Below are 22,139 nucleotides of genomic sequence, written 5' to 3'. Positions count from 1 at the left end.
TTTTATAATATATGCAAACCAGCTCCCTTTTATTTCAAACTCAGAAGAATAAAGATAAGCCCTAACATATGTAGAATTTGGCTAGGCGCAAAATACAGAAAAAACTTCCATCCCCCAGTCACAAAAGAATTGATACTTTTAGACACCGCATGTGCCGCAAGTCCAATCATGACAGCATAAATTAAAGTCAGGTTATGAGGATTTCCCTGTATCACTACACCTGCTACAGCAGCATGCACTTCAAATAAAGAGGCTAAAAAAGTACCTAAGATTAAGCCGCTATCTCCCAGTAAAAGATTCGCGCCGTAAATCCCAGCCTGGATTAAGGTCAAACTGACCGCAATAATCACCGCTTCTTTGATACTGAACATTCGGCTATCAATTTCTTGTATTTCATTGATGGTCGTACTGTTATCCGCTTGGGGAGTTCGATAAATCAAGAATCCGGCAGCAATACATAAAATTCCGATCCCCACCAAACTCGGAATCAGCAGGAACTTGAACCACTCTACGCTCACTCCCAGAACAATCAGCAAGAGCTGTAATAAGGTGGTAATACAGGAGATCAATCCGGCGCCTGCATTTAATTTTGCACTGGCCCGCCCGGATCGGACTTGCATGCCCAAACTGGCAATCGTGGCCGTACTGGAGACAAATCCCGAGGCTAAGGCAGATAAAATAAGGGCCTTATCATTGGACAGGATTCGTTTTGCCACATGTGCCATGGACTGCACAATCAAGATTAAAATGAGTAGTTTAAGGATGATATAGGGATTCAGTACGGCGCCCCACAAGGGCTTATTGGGCATGACCGGCAACGCAATCAATATCAAAGCCAATAAAAGTAAGCCATCTCTTAACTCATAGCTTTGGATCGTTTTTCCGGCAAATTGATGCAATGTCTGTTTGCCCATCAGGATAATCGTGAGTAGAACCGCCATCCCTGCAGCCAGTGGGATATTCCACACACAAATAGCGCCAATGATATAAGTCATCAAAAAAGCCAGTTCAGTGGTAGAACCGATATCCTGCTTCTGTTGAAACAGGCTATACACAGAACAGGCTGACCGCGACGGCTCCTATCACTCCAATATAGAGATGCAAAAGGAAGCATGAAGCACCCAATAAGGCTGTAATCGTAAATGATCTTAATCCTGCAAAACTCTGCTCATGGTTATTGTTTTTATGACGTTCACGCTCAAGTCCAATTAAAAGCCCACAGCCTAATGCCGACAGCATGATGGTCAGTAATTCCTGAAAAGATAAACTTTGCAAAAGCATATTCAAGAGCATTCACCTTGTGTCATCCAGTGACAGTGCGTATTTTTAGTATATAAATAGTTTTTTAAAGCAGCCCATCAATTTAACCGCTGTATCTTTAAATTCTGGGCTATAGATAGCTGTAAATTATTGGATCAGTCTGCCATTCATCCTTATTTATGGTTTACATAATTCCCTATTCTTAGTAGACCATTTTAATCAAAATTACAAAAGTTAATAAGCTTTTAAATCTAAAATATTTTAATCCTACATCAGCTCCAGGATTAGGCAGGTTCTGTTTCCCCGACCTGATGGTAAGCACGATTAAAATAAACCAGGGCTCGATCTTCCTGATTCTGTTGAATGGCAACAATCGGACAAATCAAAATCGTATGTGTACCAACTTCCTGGATCTGCCCAATTTCACAATCAAAGCTCACCAGTGCATCTTGAAGTACAGGAGAACCTGTTTCTAATTCAGTCCACTCACCCTGTTCAAATCGTTGTTCAGAACTGAATTTTGAAGATGCAAAAACATTTGAAAGATGCGCTCGATCTGCACTGAGTACATTTACGCACAGCACTTTATTTTCAACAAAGTTGATATAAGAACGCGATGATTTATTCATACAAACCAACAATGTCGGTGGTGTATCGGTCACGCTACACACGGCAGACGCAGTAAAACCATGACGACCTGAATCGCCCATCGTGGTCACTACATTCACTGCACTTGTTAATAAAGACATTGCGTTTCTAAAGTCTGTCGCTTCAACCATCACCGTATTCCAACATTCAGCTTTTTATAAAGAGCGTTATATCACTCAAATGATGCTTTCAATCTTTAAAAGCATCATGGATTCACTTTAATTAGCGAGATAATTCCTGACGAATAATTTCAGCACCTGCACTGAGTGCATTGAGTTTGCCACGAGCAACTTGGCGACCAAGTGGTGCCATACCACAGTTGGTTGATGGATAGAGTTTGTCTGCATCCACAAACTGAAGTGCTTTACGCAACGTATTTGCCACTTCTTCAGCTGTTTCAATTTGATTACTTGCGACATCAATCGCACCGACCATGACTTTTTTACCGCGAATCAATTCGATCAGATCCATCGGGACACGTGAGTTATGGCATTCGAGCGACACAATATCAATTTTTGATTTTTGCAGTTTCGGAAATGCTTCTTCGTACTGGCGCCATTCTGAGCCTAAGGTCTTTTTCCAGTCGGTATTGGCTTTAATACCATAGCCATAGCAAATGTGTACCGCAGTTTCACACTTCAAGCCTTCAAGCGCACGTTCTAAAGTTGCCACACCCCAGTCATTCACTTCATCAAAGAACACGTTAAATGCAGGTTCATCAAATTGGATGATATCCACGCCAACGGCTTCAAGTTCACGAGCTTCCTGATTCAGGATCTTGGCAAATTCCCAAGCGAGTTTTTCGCGGCTCTTGTAGTGACCATCATATAAGGTATCAATCATGGTCATTGGACCAGGAAGCGCCCATTTAATCGGCTGATCTGTGAGTGAACGTAAGAATTTGGCATCTTCAACAAAGACAGGTTTTTGACGAGAAACTTCACCGACTACAGATGGAACGCTCGCTTCATAACGATCACGGATTTTGACCGTTTCACGCTGATTGAAGTCAACGCCTTCAAGGTGCTCAATAAATGTGGTCACAAAATGCTGACGGGTTTGTTCACCATCGCTGACAATATCAATGCCTGCCTGCTGTTGTTCATGCAGTGACAAACGCAGTGCATCTTGTTTTGCATCCAATAATTCCTGGCCTTCCAATTTCCAGGGTGACCAAAGTTTTTCAGGTTCTGCCAGCCAAGACGGTTTCGGTAAGCTCCCAGCAGTTGATGTTGGGAGTAGCTTTTTAGGTTGTAAAAGTGCCATGTCTAATCTTCTATCTCTATATTCGTAAAGTAATAATGTTGTGTATTAAGCAGCGCGTTCTTGGTCAGCAGTATTTTTAATCGTGAACTCTGCAGCCCATTGCTCCAGAATGTCTTTATAAGGCTGGATAAAGTGTTCTTCCGTCCACTTCCCTTGCTTCACTGCCAACTGACCACGCTCAACACGGTCATACACAATTTGAGTCAATGAATAATCCGGGTACTCAAGGCTGGGTTGATAGACCTGACCTGCAGCAGAATTCGCATTATAAATTTCAGGACGATAAATCTTTTGGAAGCTTTCCATGGTGCTGATCGCACTGATCAACTCCAGATCGGTATAATCACGTAATAAGTCACCTGCGAAATAAAATGCTAAAGGTGCAGCACCATTTTCAGGTTTGAAATAACGGACGGTTAAGCCCATTTTGGCGAAGTATTCATCGGTACGTGAATACTCATCATTTTTATATTCCACACCCAATACAGGATGCACATTCGCTGTACGGTAATAGGTTTTCGAGGTCGAAACGCTCAAACAAATCACCGGCTGTTTTTTAAATTCTGCTTTAAATACTTCAGAACTGACGAGATATTGATAAAGCTTGCCGTGTAAATCACCAAAATTTTCTGGCTTGGTCGAGGCTGGATTTTTCTTGATATGTTCAGGAAGTACCACGCTAAAATCATAATCGCGGACATAAGACGAGAAACTGTTGCCAATCATGCCATCAATACGCTGATTGGTTTGATGATCAATAATCGTGATTTTTAAAGTTTCAATTGCAGGGAACTTTTTGCCATTTCCTTCAATATCCAGGTCAACTGAAATAATATCGATTTCAACTGAATAACGATCTGCTTTTGGGTTATCCCAATGTGCCAATGCATTAAAACGGTTATTGATCATTCGTAGAGTGTTACGCAAATTCTGTTCGCGACTTTCGCCACGTGCCAAATTGGCAAAGTTCGTCGTCAGACGTGTGCTATCTGCAGGTTGATAGTTTTCGTCAAAACGAATGCGCTTAATTGAACATGCAAACTTTTTACTCATTGTGATTCACTACCCTAAGTTCTAATAACCAAATTTCTGAATAAGCCTAGTTATACGTGAACGTTAAGATGAATAAAAATGATTTAAACTCAATGAAAAGTGAATATTACTCATGATTGGTTGTTCTTAAGATATCAAGATCACTTAATGAAGAAAAATATGAAAGATTTTTTCTATGAAATTTTAGGGTTTAATAGATGATAAAATAATGAATATTAATAATTTAAGATAAATTCTATCGAATATTAAGTGGATGAAATTGAGGGGTAAATTCAAAGAATGGTTTTATAGCTTATTAGATGCAATTTAGAAGTGAATGAATGAAACTCATCTAAAGATTAGAAAATATCAGTCTATTCACTCTGTTTAATTTCATTTAAATCATGCGTTAGAAAGGCGTCTGAGGTCACCCCACTATCAATGAATAACCTCAACCCCCACGTAAATCTTAAAATTCTTCCCGCTGTAATTCATTCACCGTTTGCCCCTGCTTTGCAAACCACTGATCACGACGTTCAAACAAGCGTGGCGCCGCCTGATTCACTTGATCAATTAGAGCCTGTAAATCGGCATTGATCAAACGGCCATTTTTAACCACAGTCTGTCCCGCCACCATCGTCATCACGACATCTTGGCCTTGAACTGCATGGACTAAATTGGTATGCAAATTAAATAATTTTCTATGATCAATCAACGGCGTCATCCGCGGTGTATCCAGTTTCACCGCAATCAGGTCGGCCTGTTTGCCGACTTCCAATGAACCAATTTCATCTTGCATACCCAAGGCTTTAGCTCCTGTAATCGTAGCCATTTGACAGACTGACCAGGCATCCAGGGCGGCCGCATCCAGCGAAGAAAATTTGGCCAGCAATGATGCCGTTTTCATTTCTTCAAATAGATCCAGGTTATTGTTTTCTTTTTCTCCGTCAGTACCCAAACCCACCGCAACGCCTTGACGTAGCATTTCAACGACAGGCGCTGCACCGGAAGCCAACTTCATGTTGGAAATAGGATTGTGCGCAACCCCTACCGCATGTCGCCTTAAAATCTGAATTTCATTTGCATCTGTCCAGACGCAATGTGCCAACAAAGTTTTAGGCAGATCTAGCAAGCCCAGTTTTTGCAGACTCTCAATTGGGCGAATACCTGAACGGCGCAGGTTTTCCTGTACATCAAATTGGCTTTCATTGCTGTGGGTATGAAAACCGGTTTGATAATCCTGACAAAGTTTCTCAATGAGGCTTAATGCTGAAGCTTCAGCATAAAACAGGTGCTCTAAACCCACCCAAACCTGAATACGTCCATTCGCCTGCTGATGCCAACGGTTGATTAAAGCCTCATTACTTTTTAAGGTTTCAAAATAATTGTGATCCGGATGTTCCGCGACATAAGGTACTAGAACGGCACGAATTCCCAATGCTTGCGCAGCTTCAGCACTTCCGTCCATATAACGCCACATATCAACGATGGTGGTCGTTCCCGACAATAGTGCCTCGGCATAACATAAATAGGAGGCGATTTTCGCATCCTCTGGTGTCAACACCCGGTGCATCGGGTCAATATACTGCTGTAACCAATCCCAAACCGGTAATCCTTCAGCCGTACCACGCAATAAACCGGAATGACAATGGGTATTGATCAAGCCCGGCATCAGGATCTTTTGTGGGTAATCTTCAATGAGCACCTCTGGATAGCATTGAGTTAACTGTGCCAATGTACCCACTGCTTTTATTTGGTCGCCCTCAATCAGTATCGCGCCATTTTTAATACATTCATTCTGCGCATTCATGGTAAGGACATAGGAAGCTGTTAAAATTTTCATGATTTATACTCAAATCTATTCTATTTATGATGAATGGCTGCGGTTATGGCACGAAGGTTTTGCCTAAAGAAGATGGCAAATTCATTTTGAGTACTTTTTTATTCCGTGAAATCATGACCAGTACCACAATGGTGGCTATATAGGGCAATGCGGCAAGCAGCTCGTTCGGAACCTTGATTCCAAGCGCCTGGGCGTGAAATTGCAAAATGGTTACGCCCCCAAACAGGTAAGCGCCGAGCATTAAACGTGTTGGTTTCCACACCGCAAATACTACCAGTGCAATGGCAATCCAGCCGCGGCCTGCGACCATATTTTCAATCCACATCGGGGTATAGACGGTTGATAGAAATGCTCCGCCAACTCCTGCCATCAAACCGCCAAATAGTACTGCGCCATAACGAATCGCCAACACGTGATAACCCATGGCGTGCGCACTTTCCGGTGATTCTCCAACTGCTTTAAGCAATAAGCCCAAACGGGTTTTGGCCAGCACCAGCCAAACGGCAAAAAATGCCAAAATCGACAAATACACCACATAGTTTTGCTGGAACAAAATCGGACCCAATACTGGAATATCCGCTAATAGTGGAATATTAAAATTAGCCAGACCCGGTAAAGCCATACTGACGTAGTTCTGTCCCAAAAATGCAGAGATACCGAGTCCAAAAATGGTTAAAGCCAAACCGCACGCGGATTGATTGGTACTTAAAGACAAGGTAAAAAAGGCAAAAATCAGGGCCATCAGCATGCCTGCCAGACCACCCATCAATAAGGCACTTAATACACTGGCATCATATTGCGCAGCAAAAGCAAAACCTGCAATTGCACCGACCAGCATCATCCCTTCTACTCCAAGATTAATCACACCTGTCCGCTGTGTGACCAATTCCCCCAGACCTGCGAAAATCAGTGGTGTTGCTGCTGCAACAGTACCTGCAAGAATTGCAGTTATTTCTAAAGCCATATCATGCTTCCTTTTGCTGTAGACAACATTGGGTTAAAGGGTAGTTGCTGTGGGCTGAGGGACCGGTGACGCCATTTTTTTGCTAAACCGGTAACGGTTTTCAATTAATGCATCGGAAGCCAGCAGGAAAAACAACAGCAGCCCCTGGAAAATACCGGTAATCGCGACCGGAAGCTGTAGCTGCATTTGTGCCATTTCACCGCCCAGATAAATCAGCGCCATAAAACAGCCTGACAGCACAATACCGATTGGGTTTAAACGCCCTAGATAGGCCACGATAATCGCTGCATAGCCATAACCTGGGGACAGGTTCGGATTCAGCTGACCAATAGGTCCAGCCACTTCACAGATTCCGGCAATACCTGCCATCATTCCGGAAATCACCAGACTCATCCAGATAGCTTTGGAGGAAGAAAAACCTGCGTATTTGGCAGCTAAAGGTGCCTGACCGCTGACTTCCAGTTTATAGGCCGTCAGACTTTTACGCATAAAAACCCAGAACAGAAGGACTGCAAAAAAAGTGATAAAAATAGAGGTATTAATGCGTGTGCCTTCTACAATAAATGGCAGCGTCGCACTCTCACTAAAAACCACCGATTGAGGGAAGTTCATCCCTTCCGGATCACGCCAGGGACCATTGACCAGGTATAGCAACACACATACTGCGACATAATTCATCATCAGGGTGGTCAGGGTTTCTTCAGCATTAAAATGGGTTTTCAGTAAGGCAGGAATTGCACCCCAGAGTGCCCCACCAAGTGCGCCCATAACGATCATTAACGGGAGAATCCACCAGCCGATGTGATCATGAAATAAAATCGCAATACCACCGCCAAAAATCGCGCCCATGGTGAGCTGACCTTCAGCACCGATATTGAATAATTTGGCTCGAAATCCGACCGTCAGCCCCAAGGCAATCAGAATCAGAGGTCCGGCTTTGACTGCCAGTTCACTCCAACCATAAGACGATGTCAGCGGTTCAATAAAGAAGATGTACATGGCTTGCGCGGGATTAATCCCCAACATTAAAAACAGAATACTACCGACAATCAGCATGGCCAGCAGCGCAATGAGTGGTGAAAGCCACTTCATGATTTGAGATGGATGTTCACGCGGTTCCAGTAAATGCATGTCGCTTTCCTCTCAATTTATAGATTTATTATTGACTGTATTAAGCATGAGCTTGCTGCTCCTCTACTATGATCGCAGTGTCATGACTTGAAATACCTGACATCAAGACCCCAACATTTTCAGTATTGGTTTCATGGATAGGTATGGCTGGAGATAGTTCACCATTGGCCAAGACACAGAGACGATCACTGATTTCAAACAGCTCTTCTAATTCTTCTGAAATCACCAAAATGGCAACACCTTGTCGAGAGAGATCGATCAGGGTTTGCCGGATAAACATGGACGCGCCGACATCTACGCCCCAGGTCGGTTGAGCCACAATCAGGAATTTCGGGTTTTGCAGAATTTCCCGGCCGACAATAAATTTTTGTAAATTTCCACCGGACAAGGAACGTGCTTCTGCCTCTGGGCCACTGGCTTTCACTCCGAATTTTTCAATACAGTGCTGGGCAAAAAGCTTACATTGTGAAAACTTGATTAATCCCCATTGCGTCAGATTCTGCCGAAATGCAGTCAGCAAGGCATTCTGGGACAGCGTCATGTTCGGGACTGCTCCTCGACCCAGACGTTCTTCAGGTACAAAGCCCAGACCCAAGTCACGCCGTTGTCCAGGACTGAATTGGGAAATATCGATTTGATTCAGAACCATCCGGCCATATTTCAGGCTGTTTTCGCCCGACAATAAAGATAGTAATTCTGCTTGCCCGTTGCCAGAAATCCCGGCGATTCCTACAATTTCACCGGCACAAATATTTAAATTGATATTTTTCAGCGATACACCAAATGTGTCATCAGACTGGTAATCCAGATTCTCGATCTGGAATAGCACCTGTTTTGCACCTGTATATTCTGGGCGTACATAGGTCGGTAAATCACGACCAATCATTAAGCGCGCTAAATCACTGGTGCTGTTGTGTTTGGGATCAACATTTCCGGTAACATGGCCATTGCGCAAGATGGTTGCTTCATCACAAAGTTCTTTGATCTCGTGTAATTTATGACTGATATATAAAATCGAAACACCTTGGGAGGCCAATAACCGTAAAGTTTTAAACAGTTGCCGTACCGCTTGTGGTGTCAATACTGAAGTCGGTTCATCTAAAATGATTAAAGCGGGATTTTGCAAAAGGCAGCGAATAATTTCGACACGTTGCCGCTCACCTACCGATAAAGAATGTACTTCGCGGCGTGGATCAATGGGTAAACCATATTGTTCTGAAACTGCAATAATTTTTTGACTTAGAGCTTTTAAAGGAATCTTTTCATCCAGTCCCAGCGAAATATTTTCGACTACAGTCAAAGTCTCAAACAAAGAAAAATGCTGATAGACCATGCCAATCCCGAGCTTTCTTGCCATCGACGGGTTATCAATATGAACTTCTTTACCGTTCCAGAGGATTTGTCCCTGATTGGCCTTGGTTGCTCCATAAATGATTTTCATCAGCGTACTTTTGCCAGCACCATTTTCACCCAAAATGGCATGAATCTGCCCAGGTTGAACGGTTAAATGTATCTGGTCATTCGCTTTCAATGAATTGTAACTTTTACAGATATTGATGAGCTGTAAACGCGGTACACCTGAAGAAGAACGTGCGTTCAACTCTTGCGCATGAGCAGATCTATCGTGTTGAGAGGTCATCATCAGTGCCCTATTCAATGCTGTGACAGTGCGGCATCCATCTGAAGCGTGCAGGCATTCAGATGGATGCGGGAAAGTACATCAAAGTATTTAAAGTTTTTTGAATTGCAAAATGACAAAGCTTTATTTCGGTAATGAACCCTCTACGCCCTTCACGTAGTAATTCATTTTGCTTAGTGCCGCATCATCTAGGCGCTTGCCCTTTGCCAAGACCAATGTGCCATCCTGTTTATGAATCGGGCCGGTAAATGGATGCAGTGTGCCTTTTAAAATGCCATCACGTACGCTGAGCGCTTTTGCTTTAGAGGCTGCCGACACTGAAGGACCAAAGCTTTCGATATCGACGGCTTTTTGTTTTACGCCATACCACATTGCACTTGGTTTCCAGGTTTTCTTGCTGACTTGCGTCATTACCGGAGTATAAATTTTTTCCCAATGTAAAACCGATGCAGCAAGATGCGCTTTAGGGCCAAATTTGCTCATGTCAGAATCCCAGCCAAAAGCAAAGACACCTTTTTGTTCAGCCGCCTGTACCACTGCTGGAGAATCGGTATTTTGCATCAGCACATCTGCGCTTTGAGCAATCAAAGCCAAGGCTGCATCACGTTCTTTGCCCGGGTTAAACCATGAATTCACCCAAATGACTTTGGTTTTAATTTTTGGATTTACACTTTGTGCACCGAGGGTATAGGCATTGATATTACGGATAACTTCAGGAATCGGAAAAGACGCAACTACACCCAAAACATTATTTTTGGTTTTTTGCCCTGCGACCACACCCAGCATATAAGCACCTTCATAGGTACGGACATCGTAGACCCCTAAGTTTTTGCCCTGCTTATAACCGGTTGCATGCATAAATACTGTATTGGGAAATTGCTTGGATACTTTCTCCATTGCATTCATATAACCAAACGAAGTCGCAAAAATGACTTTATTGCCTTGTTGTGCCAGGTTGCGGATCACACGTTCGGCATCTGCTGTTTCAGGGACATTTTCGATATAAGAGGTTTTATATTTTCCTGCGAGGGTTTTTTCAGCCTTAATCCGGCCTTGATCATGAGAATAAGTCCAGCCATGGTCGCTGGTTGGACCAATATAAACAAACGCGGCTTTATCTTGGGCCTGAACATTCGCGACAGCGGCCATGCTCATTACACCGCTTGCCATTAACACCCCTACCAATTTTTTCAATCCGGTTTTCAAGCTATTTTTTTCTTTCATTCTATTCTGCTCTTGGTTGTTCTGTGTCATACAACACATGCTTTAAAATGACTTCACTCAAATGCGCTCAGTCTGTCCAATATATAATTAGCAATAAGCATTCCAGTTTTTATAAAAAATAATAAAAATAGGGTTTTTAAAAAGATATTTTTGTTTTTTATTTAATAAGAGCGTACTGTTATTAAATTTATAAATAATAATTTTATAATTGACCCTAAAATTTAATTTGATGGAAGGATTTTTTTATTTTTTCTTATAAGTGGTGAGATAAAATAAAATGCCTTAAATTTGTGCATTCCTTTTTTTAATTGGAGCTTCATATTTTTCATGAGCAAAGATAAATGTAGATGATAGAATCAGGTATTGAGACTCATTGAGGGAATGGGATTTTTTTAGATATAAATCATTAGGGTCTGTTGACATTTACTGTTCATAATTAACCCTATAAAGGTAGCCATAAAAATATACAGGCTAAAGCAACAGAACTTTGATAATTTCTTTTGAGCTTGTCATATCGAGTAGCTATTCCTCTAAATTGCTTTAATCTACAAAACATATTTTCAACTAAATGCCTGATTTTATATAAATACCAGTCCATATGGTCATTGTTCGATTGGCTATTTGTTTTCTTTGGTATATTCGCTTTAGTCCCTGTTTTCCTGATCTGTTCACGCAGTGGTTCTGAATCATAGCCTTTATCTGCACATACCACTTTTGTCTCTTTTAAATCTAATGTTGATATTAAATCAGGTGCAACTTTAACATCATGTGTGGTTCCATCGGTAATCATGAAATCAATAGGATTGCCATGTGCATCAACAATCAAATGTATTTTTGAGGAGTTTCCTCCTACACTTTTAGAAATAGATTGATTCGCTATGCCGGCAGAATGTTGATGAGCACGTACATGAGGGCCATCAATAAAAATCCACTCCATATCGGGGCATGAGGCTAGTAATTTGAATAATCTAAGTAACTTACCGCTGTTTGACCAACGATTAAAACGTTTGAAAATAGAGTTTGAATGACCAAAACAGCAAGGAATATCTCGCCACGGACAGCCTGTTCTAATTCTATAGAGAATAGCTTCAATAAAATTGCGTAAATTTGAGTTGTGGTGAATGGATAAATTACGCAGAATAACTTTCAATTTTTGCCAGTGTTGATCTGTCAGCATGGTACGAGGCATAGCGAATAGTAACATTGGGTTTGGCGATTTGATTTTACTACTTCGCTATTTTTTTAAGCTAAAAGTGTCAACACACCCTAATATTTAAATATATTAATAGTTTTTTTATAGTTAGGTTTAGCTTGTAATACGCCGAAAGGATGATGTTCTACAGGTATTTTTATTTTCTCTCATCATTGAAAGAGGTGGGAACTCGCTAATCGAAGCTTGCCTAGATTGATTTATTTTAATTTCTAAATTTTAACAATATTACTCATTTTTAATCAAAGAATAAGGAAATATAAATAATATTTTTATTATTTAAAAATAATATAAATAAAAACCACTATATTAAAACATAGGGTTTATATTTGAAGTTTAATCCATACTTTTAAATTTTAAAATATATTAGACAACATAACGTTTACTTAATCCCCACTCGGCTAAAATTCGACGATAGGTCGTTGAAGAGCGATCTGCTTCAAAATGCGCTTCCATGGAAATATCGAGCGGTAATTCTTCAGGTTTCTGGCTTTCTACCATGTCCTGATCTTCGGCAAAGATTTGTGCATTGAAGTCATATACCGCCTGTAAATCTCCTGTCGTATCGAAGTTGCGTGTCAGTGGTACAAATAAACGGGTTTTATTGTGTGAGACCGGACAACAGGCATTGAGAATTTTTAATTGTCCCTGTTCTGGGAAATGTACGGTTAGCACCGCAGAAAACGGTGGATAGACATCAAATACACGTTTCCACAAAAAACCTTCCGGTGCCAGATCTTGCATACCATGTGGATAGTTGCTGACACTGCTAACATATTCGGTATGCAGGCCGTAATCTGTACGTGCTGTCGTGTATTTGGGTACAACCTGATTTTCAGGATCTGCGAAAGACCCCTGATGAACCCAGGCAAAATGTGCAACATCAATAAAGCCTTCCAGTTGACGGCCACTTGAACCGGCAATATCCACAAACGGCGGTAAAATTGCCTGATGATCTGACATCTCCCAAGTATCTAAAACAGGGAAATTGGCTTTGGATTCGTCACGGCCAAAAATACTGGTCCAGATCAAGCCATATTTTCGCACTACTGGAAATTTAGTCAGAGAAAAGCGCTCAGAAATACTGGTCAGCTCGGGTTGTGCAGGAATTTTGATACATTTACCCTGGCCATTGTAGTGTAGACCATGGTAAGGACAGACCAGATTTTCACCCGAAACCCAGCCCTTGGTTAAGGGTACACCCCGATGTGGACAAATATCACGGACCAGATGAATATCGCCACTTTCTGTTTTGTACAATGCCAGTTTGACATCAAGCAGGGTTACTTGTTGCGGTTGGGTAGAAACGTCCTGAATCCGTGCCACCGGATACCAGTGACGAGCCAGAATGTCCCAGTCCTGATCATCAAACTGGCTATAGCAGGGTTTGTTGAATAAATTGATGACTGGAATTGCGTTCATATCAAACCTATATTTTTACTGTGGATGGTCTCTTTTTACAGGCCTTGAACAGTGCAGAACTGTGCAATTTTGGCTTTGCTTCTAATTGAAATTACTGAATTTATTGTTATTCTGTCTATTAGAATGATTCGTACTATTCATTCTTAAAATTAGAACACATCAACCATGTACAAATGTATTTGCCGATTAAAGCTGCCTTCTTTGGCATAAAACTCGCATAAACACGTTTATCTCAAATATTGATATGAATAAACGGTGGTTCTTCGCTTGACTAAATTAATGAATACGCCTTTTTCCCGATTTTCAGAATATTTTATCGCGGTGGCGAAAACGGGAAGTTTACGCAAGGCCGCAGATCAATTATTCATTTCCGTGTCTGCAGTACATCGGCAAATTGCTTTGGCTGAAGAAGAACTGGGAATTGTGTTATTTGAGCGTTTGCCCCATGGTTTAAAACTGACACTGGCGGGTGAATTACTCTATGCCGATGTTTTAAAATGGCAAAAAGAATTCCAGCAAACCCGGATTCGCTTTGATGAAATTCAGGGGTTTACGCGTGGGACCATCGAATTCGGTTTAATTTCTGCCTTAAATGATGGTTTTGTCATGCAGTCCATGCAATATATGTATGAACATTATCCCTGGATTAATTTTAATATCCGGGTCGCAGACAGTGAAATCGTAGCCAAAAAAGTGATTGAGGCAGATCTGGATTTTGGCCTGATCCTGAATCCAAAATCTCATCAACACCTTGAAGTCCTCCATTTTCTGGAACTGCCTTTAGGTTTTGTGATGGGTAAATCACATCCTCTTGCTCAAGCAGAAAAGATTTATTTTTCAGATACCTTGAACGACAACCATTTTATTCCGGCCGACCCCCTGATTATTCATGACTATGTACAAGCACTGTATAAACATCATCAATTTATACCTGCACGTAAAACGGAATCGAATGATATCCGCCTGATGAATACTCTCATTAAGGCGAATACCGGGATTGGGATTTTTAGTTATCTCGATGTTTTACCGTATGTAGAGCGGGATGAAGTGGTCTTTAAACCTATCTCTGAAAAAGGGCTGCATCCGCTGACCATTGCTCTCTGTGTAGCGCCTAGACGCCAGATTTCACGCGTTTCCCAGTTGATGATTAAACATATGATTGAACAAATGGAAGCCTTAAAAAGCAAGGTGCAGCAACTGTAGTATTTTCATATTTAAATAACAAAAACCGCGATGGCCAAAATCGCGGCTTTTATTCAATATTAATGCTGAAATTAACTGTTTTTAATCCAATGGATTACCGACAATATTGCTAATAATGCCTTTCATAATATGCGCGCCTTGCTCTTTACGTAGGTCTGCATACCAGTCTTGGGTAATTTGCTCATCTTTCATATGCGTGACATCACAACGCTTACGTGCACGTAGCAGCAATTCATTGGCGCGTTCATTACGTTTATTCTGATAGCGTTTCAGGGCATCTTCCAGACCTAGCGTATTAATTTGTAAGGCACGTGCGAGATAGACCGCATCTTCCATTGCCTGGCAACCTCCCTGTCCGATATCCGGTGTGGTGCTATGTGCCGCATCCCCTAAAATTACCACACGGCCCTTATAGAACTGGGTAAAAGGCTCAATATCATGGATTTCGACACGATTGGTTTTCTGCTCATCAATGCTGTCAATTAAGCGCTGAACCTGTGGGCACCAGCCAGAAAAATACTGTTTTAACAGGGTCTTATATTCCGAACGCTGATTTTCCAGACCTGCGGGCAATGGCACATCAAAGAAGAAATAAAAGCGATGCTCTGCCACAGGCATCAGTGAAGCACGTTTGCCTTCACCGACAAACGTGGTCCACTGCTGTGCAGGCGCTAAATCTTCAGAGATCTCAACCAGTCCGTTCCAGTTCACATAACCGGCATAACGGCGTTCAACCTGTTTGCCCAATACATACTGACGCGTCATGGAATGGGTACCATCTGCGCCAATCAATAATGCTGCAGAGGCAGTGCTGCCATCCTGAAAACCGATTTCGACGTGTTGCCCCTTATCCTCAATAGACACCATTTTTTTACCGAGCTGAATATCCTGCCGGCCAAACGCATCCATTAACATATTTTGTAATTCAGCACGCGATACCGGATATGGACGTTGACCGACTTCTTCAATTAACGGCGCCAAACTAAACTGCGTCATGACCTCGCCATTCAAACCATCGATATAGGCTAAGTCATTCATCTGGCCACCTAACTTTGCTACCTGTTCAGTTAAGCCCAGATAGTTCAAACACTTCACCCCGTTTGACCACAAGGAAATTGCAGCACCGACAGGTAAAATCTGTTCTGCCTGCTCATAGATGGTGACCCGATGTCCGAACTTTTTTAGTGCAATTCCTGTGGTTAATCCGCCCATGCCTGCCCCAATAATTGCAATCTCCATCTATTCCTCCTGGCTATTTCATCTTCATTGCCAGCTAAAATGCTAAAAACGTGCCATCCTGAAAAAAATGCACTAAAAAAATAGCAAGAGTTGGCACACGCTGTGCTTTTAAATTCCTTCAATGTCCTGTTTTTATAAAGGCAGAAGACCTAAATTTGTATTTATAAAAGTGCATATTCATGTGACGTATACCAATGATGGAAATTTAAGATGGCGACCTTATTAGCTCCAATTTTTGATCTGCCTGCTCCAGTACAGCAGTTAACTAACCTTGCAGATGCCCGAATTGGCGCAGAAATTCTTGAATGTTCAGATGAGTTTTTTGCTGAAGCAAAACGCATGTTGCAATTTGAGGCACCGGTCTTTATCGAAGACAAGTTTGATGAGCATGGCAAATGGATGGATGGCTGGGAAACCCGTCGCAAGCGCCACACGGGCTATGATTGGGCCATCATTAAACTTGCTGTTGCAGGTCAAATACAGGCACTGGATATTGATACGACTTTTTTTAGCGGTAATTATCCGGCCTCTGCTGCTGTGCAAGCATGTTATGCGCCAGATGGAAATCTTGATCAGGCAGAATGGATCAGCATTATAGAAAATAATGTCTTGGGCCCCAGCCAGCATCATATTGTTCAGATTTCAGCAAAGCAGATATTTACCCATGTCCGTTTGAATATTTATCCTGACGGTGGGATTGCACGTTTTAAGGTCTATGGTCAGGTAAAAATCAATCTGCAAGATAGTGATCAAATGCTAGATGTTTTGGCACTAGAACATGGTGGCCGTGTCGTTGCCTATAGCGATGCGCATTTTGGACATCCACGCAATCTGATTAATCCGGGACGTGGCATTAACATGGGCGATGGCTGGGAAACCAAACGGCGTCGTGCTCCAGGATTTGACTGGTGCATTTTGGCTTTAGGCGCCAGTGCCCGAATCGAGAAAATTGAAATTGATACCGCCCATTTTAAGGGAAATTTCCCTGCAGAGGTTTCTATTCAAGCCATCTATGTTGAGGATGCAACCGATGAGCAACTCATTCCACAAAGCATGTTCTGGCCTTTTTTGTTAGCAGCCCAACCTATGCAAATGGATCATATTCATCATTACATCAATGAAATTTTACAACACGAAAAAATTTCCCATATTCGTGTCAACATGATTCCGGACGGTGGCATCAGCCGGATTCGTCTCTGGGGAAAATTGGCTTGAGTGATCAATGATATGTCTATGCAAAGTATAAAAATACAGCCTTTAAGCACTGAAAGTTTTCTGCCTTTTGGAGAAGTCATTGCCTGTCAGGGTAATCATTATTTTCATATCAATGAGCAGCAGACTGAGCGTTATCATGCCCTGGCTGAAGTAGAAAGTGACACCAAGGTCGGACTGAGTATTTTTAGAAATATGCAAGCTACGGCAATTCCTTTTCAAATCTCAATGCTGGAAAGGCATCCTCTAGGATCACAGGCTTTTATTCCGATGCACGGCCAGCAATTTTTAATCGTTGTAGCGCCTGAACTTGATTATACACAGCCCGATATTAGTCAGATTCAGGTATTTATCAGTGATGGTTCTCAAGGGATAAATTATCGTGCCGGAACCTGGCATCATCCATTATTGACCCTTGAAGCACCCAGCGAGTTTGTCGTAGTGGATCGTATAGGTAGCGGATCAAATTGTGATGTTCATCCTTTTCCTGAAAACATCCAGATCGTATTTTAAACGCATTAAAAAAAGCCCTTTTATCAGGGCTTTTAACTTATTTCTTCATCACTTTGCCTAGAAGTGATATTTCACTAAAGCACTGACATTATTTTCATCGGCATTTGGGATACCGAATTTGTTGTTCCAGATAGAATGTTCAATCCCCAGATATAAATTGCTGTCTGGAGAAATGTGTTTACCGACATTCCATTTCCATTGGGTGGTCCAGTTCATCTCGCTGTCATGAGTATCTTCTTCTGTAGACCAGTCCAAGAAGCCATCCACCAGAAATTCTTCAGTTCCCAGTTTAATTGGCACGCCGTAGGTCAGTGTCAACTGGTAATCATCATCAATATTCTCATTATTCACGCGATAAAGGTTAATGCTAGCATAGCGGAAATAGGGAATTTCCAGATCGAAACCTACGCCGTAGAGGAAGTTATCAAAACCCTCTCCACCTTCCCAGGTCGTTGAAACCAGTACATCTTTAACCGGACCAAAGGCAAGCTTCTGACCCGACACTTCACCCAAGCTCAAACGTGGTGAAAATTCAAAATAACTTGATTTAAAGTCATCTGCACCGCGCATACGGTCAATGAAGAAGAAGACATCTGCATATTTTACTTTTGCCGTATATTCAAAGGTCGCAGTCGCCTGTTTCTCATCGACCACCTCATAGTTTTCTCCATAAAGTCCGGTGACACTGAAGTCTTGCCAGATCGGTTTTGCCTGTGCGGATGCCGCACCCAATACAAGTAATGTTGCAGCAGTAAGTTGAGTGAATTTCATAAATAAGGGTCCCCAGTGGAATGAAAGAATCACATTCTGAATTAAGCAAAAACAAAGCCAACATTTTTAATTTTTGATAAAAAAAACAGCCCATTTTCTGGACTGTTTTCATCCTGGTTTAAATTTTCTAATGTGGAATCTTTGCCACAATTTCTGTAGTCGCTGTGCTTTTATTTTTAAATAGGTTCAGATGATTGAACAACAGGTTGAGTAAAATGGCCATTAAGCAGGTTGAGCTAATCCCCGAATGAAACAAGGTTTGCACCCATTTTGGAAAGTTGGCATAAAAGGAATGATCAATAATGGGAATCATGCCGGCTGCAATAGCCGTCGCAACAATGATAAGATTTTTTTGCTCGTTATAATCAATTTTAGCCAAGGTACGAATCCCGCTTGCAGCGACTGTTCCAAAAAGTACCAGACCTGCACCACCTAATACCGGTACAGGAATGGCAGCAATCAAACGTCCCATAATTGGCAGTAAACCCAACACGACTAAAATCATGCCCCCAGCTGCGACCACAAAGCGGCTTTTAATTCCGGTAATCGCCACCAAGCCGACATTTTGCGCAAAAGCACTTTGCATGAATGACCCAAAAACAGGCGCCATCGCACTCGATAACATATCGGCACGCAAGCCATTCGAGATACGATCCGCATCCACTTTGGTACCTACAATCTCACCCACTGCAATGATATCTGCTGTGGTTTCAGTCATAATCACGAGAGTAACGATGAGCATGGAAATAATGGCTGTGAGCTCAAAAGTCGGTAGTCCAAAGGCGAAGAAGCTAGGTACCTGAATCCATGTCCCAGTCGCAACTTTAGAGAAATCACCAAAACCGAATAAATAGGCCAGTACTGAACCTAAAACAATTGCTAGAAGAATAGACAAGCGACGAATAGCAGCATGTTGGCTCAAATTCAGGCAGACGACTAAAGCCAATGTCATCAGTGCCAGACCAATATTTTCGACACTTCCCCATTCTGGTGCCTTGGGATTGCCGCCCATCATCCAGCGGACTGCTACAGGTAATAAAGACAAACCAATGATAGTAATGACGCAGCCTGTCACGACTGGTGGAAAGAAACGGATAATTTTGGAGAAATAAGGCGCGAGGAAAAAACCGATCAATGAGGCGACAATGACCGCACCGTAAACTGCTTGCAAACCACCGCCTGTGGTCACAATCGCGACCATCGTCGCAACGCCAGCGAAAGAAACCCCTTGTACCAAAGGTAATTTCGCGCCGATATATTTCACCCCAACGGTTTGCAAAATTGTGGCTAAACCACCCACAAATAGCGCCGCTGCAATCAATAATCCAATTTGATAAGCTTCTAGGCCGGCGGCCGTTCCCACGATTAAAGGTGGTGCAATAATTCCGCCATACATAGTCAGTACGTGTTGCAAACCGTAAGCTGCACTTTTTCCCGCACCTAAATATTCATGTTCAGGTGATATTGTTTTACTTTGTTCTGTCATTTTTCTCACCCTCAAAGTCTAAATATAAAATCAGCTTCCGCGATATGTGGAGTACGCGAATGGGCTGATCAGTAAAGGAATATGAAAATGCTGGGACGCATCTTTCACATAAAAATGAATAACTGCTTTAGGAAAAAAAGTTTCTAAACCCGAATTTTCAAAATAGGCAGATGTAAAGAACTCAAGACTATAGGCACCCGCTTTAAACTCGGTCATGCCGAAATCACTGACGCGGCCGTCTGCATTGGTTTTTGCTTCCCTAATCAGGCGACCGTCTTCAGCAAAAAGTCGAATGACCACGTCTGTCGCAGGTTTTCCCAGATGTGTATCTAAAATATGCGTGCTAATCATGCATGAAGCTCCTGAGCCAGTCGTGACAAGGCAATTTCTGCCAGTTGATGATGGACAATACGTTTCTCAATCTCTGGGTCATTTAGCAAACGATAGTTCAGGGCTTGAAGGACGTCTTCACTGCTCAATCCAGCGGCTTTGATCAGAAAGATAAACCCATATTTTTTCTCATAGGCAAGATTGCCTTTAAGTAGAGCGAGCTGGGTATCTTTATCTGCTGTAATACCGGATTGTTCACGATGGGAAAAGTCTTTTTCTATTTCACTTAATTCAGCCTGTGCCTGTTTTTCACCTATACGGGGATGATTATCCAGTGCAGTTTTAATCTCATCCCAACTCCAGGTCGCTGCTTGTTGTTTCGCTGCATTCAAAACCTCCTCAAGCGATCCATAAGGACGCTTTGCGGCAAGCTCGCTAGACCAGCTGGGTATTTGCACACAGTGCTTTAAAAAGATCATCGCATCTTCTGCTGATGCTTGATTAAATTCAACAAGTTGCACTATTCAATCGCCTGATTATATTGCTTGGTTATTTAAGACTGGTTTTGCAATAACAGTGCCAAAGCTAAGTTTTTCATTATTTTCATAAAATACATGACTCAAAAAAGAGCATTTAAGCTGATCTTTTCAAATACATTTTATGATTATGGCACATGATGGTTATACCAGTGCTCGGCAATATCCCCACAACGGCAAATCCAGACCTTGTCATGATTTTGAATGTAGTCTAGGAACTTTTGTAGTGCTTTAAAACGTCCCGGCCGTCCTAAAATACGGCAGTGCATGCCAATCGACAGCATTTTTGGCGCAGTTTCACCTTCGGCATAGAGCACATCAAAAGCATCTTTGAGATATTGATAAAACTGTTCCCCACTATTAAAACCGCCCGGTGAACTGAATTTCATGTCATTGCTATCCAGGCTATAAGGAATAATCAAATGCGGACGTGTTTCCCCTGCCTGATTGGTCAAGGTGCTCCAAAATGGCAAGTCATCCCCATAGTAATCAGCGTCATATTTGATTTGAGAAAATTCAGCCAGAAGTTGACGGGTATTTGGACTGTCCCGACCGGTATACCAGCCGATCGGTGCCTCATCAAACAGGCTTTCCAGAACACTGATCGCCTGATCCATATATTGGCGTTCGAGTTGAAGCGGCATGTCCTGATAATGTAGCCAGCGCTGCCCATGTGAAACGACATCATAATGGGCTGATTTAATCGCCTCGACCACATAAGGATTACGTATTAAGGCCATGCCGACTCCAAAGATGGTCATCGGCAAACCACGTTTCTGGAACTCCTGATGAATGCGCCAGAAGCCTGCACGTGAACCATATTCGTACATCGAATCCATCGACATATGTTTATCTGGAAAGCTGGCAGCACCAATGATTTCAGATAAAAACTGTTCTGATCCTGTATCACCATGTTCAATGTGGTTTTCACCACCTTCTTCATAATTCAGTACAAACTGTACCGCGACACGCGCGCCGTTTGGCCATTGCACTTTTGGTGGTTCACCATGATAGCCAATCAGGTCACGCGAATAAGGTGCACTGCGAATGCTGTCAATAAGTTCTTGTCCGCGTAAGTAGCTAGTCGTCACATCAATTCCTTGTCGATTCTGAGTAAATGATCAATTTTCTATACGCGTGATAAGCAATTTATGCGCCAAACTAGAGCATTGAAACTGAGAGCACGCTTTTTAAAAAAATATTTTCAGCG

Annotated in this window: 20 protein-coding genes and 1 pseudogene; 3 read left to right on the top strand and 18 right to left on the bottom strand. The window is 42.2% G+C overall.

Annotation, left to right across the window (positions count from 1 at the left end; genetic code table 11):
• Positions 1-29 precede the first annotated feature (29 nt).
• The 12 genes and pseudogenes from PYW33_RS07770 to PYW33_RS07720 all read right to left on the bottom strand — a co-directional run bounded on the left by PYW33_RS07770 (position 30) and on the right by PYW33_RS07720 (position 13,639).
• Entirely contained in the window at positions 30-1,055 is a 1,026-nt protein-coding gene (locus PYW33_RS07770) for a DUF4010 domain-containing protein (RefSeq protein WP_004646904.1), read from the bottom strand.
• Positions 1,048-1,281 (bottom strand): MgtC/SapB family protein, encoded by a 234-nt coding sequence (locus tag PYW33_RS16935; RefSeq protein WP_370940755.1) that lies wholly within the window; start codon positions 1,279-1,281, stop codon positions 1,048-1,050. The genes PYW33_RS07770 and PYW33_RS16935 overlap by 8 nt, the downstream gene beginning before the upstream one ends.
• A gap of 263 nt (positions 1,282-1,544) precedes the next feature.
• Positions 1,545-2,039 (bottom strand): flavin reductase, encoded by a 495-nt coding sequence (locus PYW33_RS07765; protein ID WP_004646907.1) that lies wholly within the window; start codon positions 2,037-2,039, stop codon positions 1,545-1,547.
• Positions 2,040-2,130: 91 nt separating this feature from the next.
• Positions 2,131-3,174 (bottom strand): methionine synthase, encoded by a 1,044-nt coding sequence (locus PYW33_RS07760; protein WP_004646908.1) that lies wholly within the window; start codon positions 3,172-3,174, stop codon positions 2,131-2,133.
• A gap of 45 nt (positions 3,175-3,219) precedes the next feature.
• The gene (locus PYW33_RS07755; protein ID WP_004646909.1) at positions 3,220-4,227 is read right to left on the bottom strand and encodes a DUF1852 domain-containing protein; all 1,008 of its coding nucleotides are present in this window, start codon (positions 4,225-4,227) and stop codon (positions 3,220-3,222) included.
• Positions 4,228-4,675: 448 nt separating this feature from the next.
• Positions 4,676-6,049, bottom strand: coding sequence for an amidohydrolase family protein (locus PYW33_RS07750; protein WP_004646911.1), 1,374 nt, complete (start codon positions 6,047-6,049; stop codon positions 4,676-4,678).
• A gap of 43 nt (positions 6,050-6,092) precedes the next feature.
• Entirely contained in the window at positions 6,093-7,013 is a 921-nt protein-coding gene (locus PYW33_RS07745) for an ABC transporter permease (RefSeq protein ID WP_004280246.1), read from the bottom strand.
• Positions 7,014-7,046: 33 nt separating this feature from the next.
• The gene (locus tag PYW33_RS07740) at positions 7,047-8,144 is read right to left on the bottom strand and encodes an ABC transporter permease (protein WP_004646912.1); all 1,098 of its coding nucleotides are present in this window, start codon (positions 8,142-8,144) and stop codon (positions 7,047-7,049) included.
• A 40-nt stretch (positions 8,145-8,184) separates the two neighbouring features.
• Positions 8,185-9,786, bottom strand: coding sequence for an ABC transporter ATP-binding protein (locus tag PYW33_RS07735; RefSeq protein ID WP_004646913.1), 1,602 nt, complete (start codon positions 9,784-9,786; stop codon positions 8,185-8,187).
• 120 nt (positions 9,787-9,906) lie between these two features.
• Complete coding sequence (locus PYW33_RS07730; protein WP_004646914.1) at positions 9,907-11,007, bottom strand: BMP family ABC transporter substrate-binding protein; 1,101 nt, start codon at positions 11,005-11,007, stop codon at positions 9,907-9,909.
• A 423-nt stretch (positions 11,008-11,430) separates the two neighbouring features.
• A pseudogene (locus PYW33_RS07725) lies at positions 11,431-12,196 on the bottom strand (IS5-like element ISAba31 family transposase).
• 387 nt (positions 12,197-12,583) lie between these two features.
• A complete protein-coding gene (locus PYW33_RS07720) occupies positions 12,584-13,639 on the bottom strand; it encodes an aromatic ring-hydroxylating oxygenase subunit alpha (RefSeq protein ID WP_004646916.1) in 1,056 nt (351 codons plus the stop codon).
• A gap of 279 nt (positions 13,640-13,918) precedes the next feature.
• Between PYW33_RS07720 and PYW33_RS07715 the strand changes: the two genes are divergently transcribed.
• A complete protein-coding gene (locus PYW33_RS07715) occupies positions 13,919-14,842 on the top strand; it encodes a LysR family transcriptional regulator (protein ID WP_004646917.1) in 924 nt (307 codons plus the stop codon).
• 81 nt (positions 14,843-14,923) lie between these two features.
• Here PYW33_RS07715 and hpxO read toward each other — a convergent pair whose 3' ends face one another.
• Entirely contained in the window at positions 14,924-16,081 is a 1,158-nt protein-coding gene (hpxO, locus tag PYW33_RS07710) for an FAD-dependent urate hydroxylase HpxO (RefSeq protein ID WP_004646918.1), read from the bottom strand.
• A gap of 210 nt (positions 16,082-16,291) precedes the next feature.
• Here hpxO and alc point away from each other — a divergent pair, with 210 nt between their 5' ends.
• Together alc and PYW33_RS07700 are read left to right on the top strand one after the other, a co-directional pair.
• Positions 16,292-17,296, top strand: a complete 1,005-nt coding sequence (gene alc, locus PYW33_RS07705; protein ID WP_004280253.1) for an allantoicase — start codon at positions 16,292-16,294, stop codon at positions 17,294-17,296.
• A gap of 12 nt (positions 17,297-17,308) precedes the next feature.
• Positions 17,309-17,806 (top strand): ureidoglycolate lyase, encoded by a 498-nt coding sequence (locus tag PYW33_RS07700; protein WP_004646920.1) that lies wholly within the window; start codon positions 17,309-17,311, stop codon positions 17,804-17,806.
• A gap of 57 nt (positions 17,807-17,863) precedes the next feature.
• Here PYW33_RS07700 and PYW33_RS07695 read toward each other — a convergent pair whose 3' ends face one another.
• From PYW33_RS07695 to puuE, 5 genes are all read right to left on the bottom strand, one after another.
• Entirely contained in the window at positions 17,864-18,577 is a 714-nt protein-coding gene (locus PYW33_RS07695; protein WP_004646921.1) for an outer membrane protein OmpK, read from the bottom strand.
• A gap of 127 nt (positions 18,578-18,704) precedes the next feature.
• Positions 18,705-20,063, bottom strand: coding sequence for a nucleobase:cation symporter-2 family protein (locus tag PYW33_RS07690; RefSeq protein ID WP_004646923.1), 1,359 nt, complete (start codon positions 20,061-20,063; stop codon positions 18,705-18,707).
• 30 nt (positions 20,064-20,093) lie between these two features.
• Positions 20,094-20,414 (bottom strand): hydroxyisourate hydrolase, encoded by a 321-nt coding sequence (gene uraH, locus PYW33_RS07685; RefSeq protein ID WP_004646924.1) that lies wholly within the window; start codon positions 20,412-20,414, stop codon positions 20,094-20,096.
• Positions 20,411-20,914 (bottom strand): 2-oxo-4-hydroxy-4-carboxy-5-ureidoimidazoline decarboxylase, encoded by a 504-nt coding sequence (uraD, locus tag PYW33_RS07680; protein ID WP_004646925.1) that lies wholly within the window; start codon positions 20,912-20,914, stop codon positions 20,411-20,413. The genes uraH and uraD overlap by 4 nt, the downstream gene beginning before the upstream one ends.
• Positions 20,915-21,057: 143 nt before the next feature.
• A complete protein-coding gene (gene puuE, locus PYW33_RS07675; protein ID WP_004646927.1) occupies positions 21,058-22,020 on the bottom strand; it encodes an allantoinase PuuE in 963 nt (320 codons plus the stop codon).
• Positions 22,021-22,139: the final 119 nt, after the last annotated feature.

It is taken from the genome of Acinetobacter lwoffii (assembly GCF_029024105.1).
Taxonomy (GTDB): Bacteria; Pseudomonadota; Gammaproteobacteria; order Pseudomonadales; family Moraxellaceae; genus Acinetobacter; species Acinetobacter lwoffii.
This window is presented reverse-complemented; position numbering and strand designations above follow the sequence as displayed.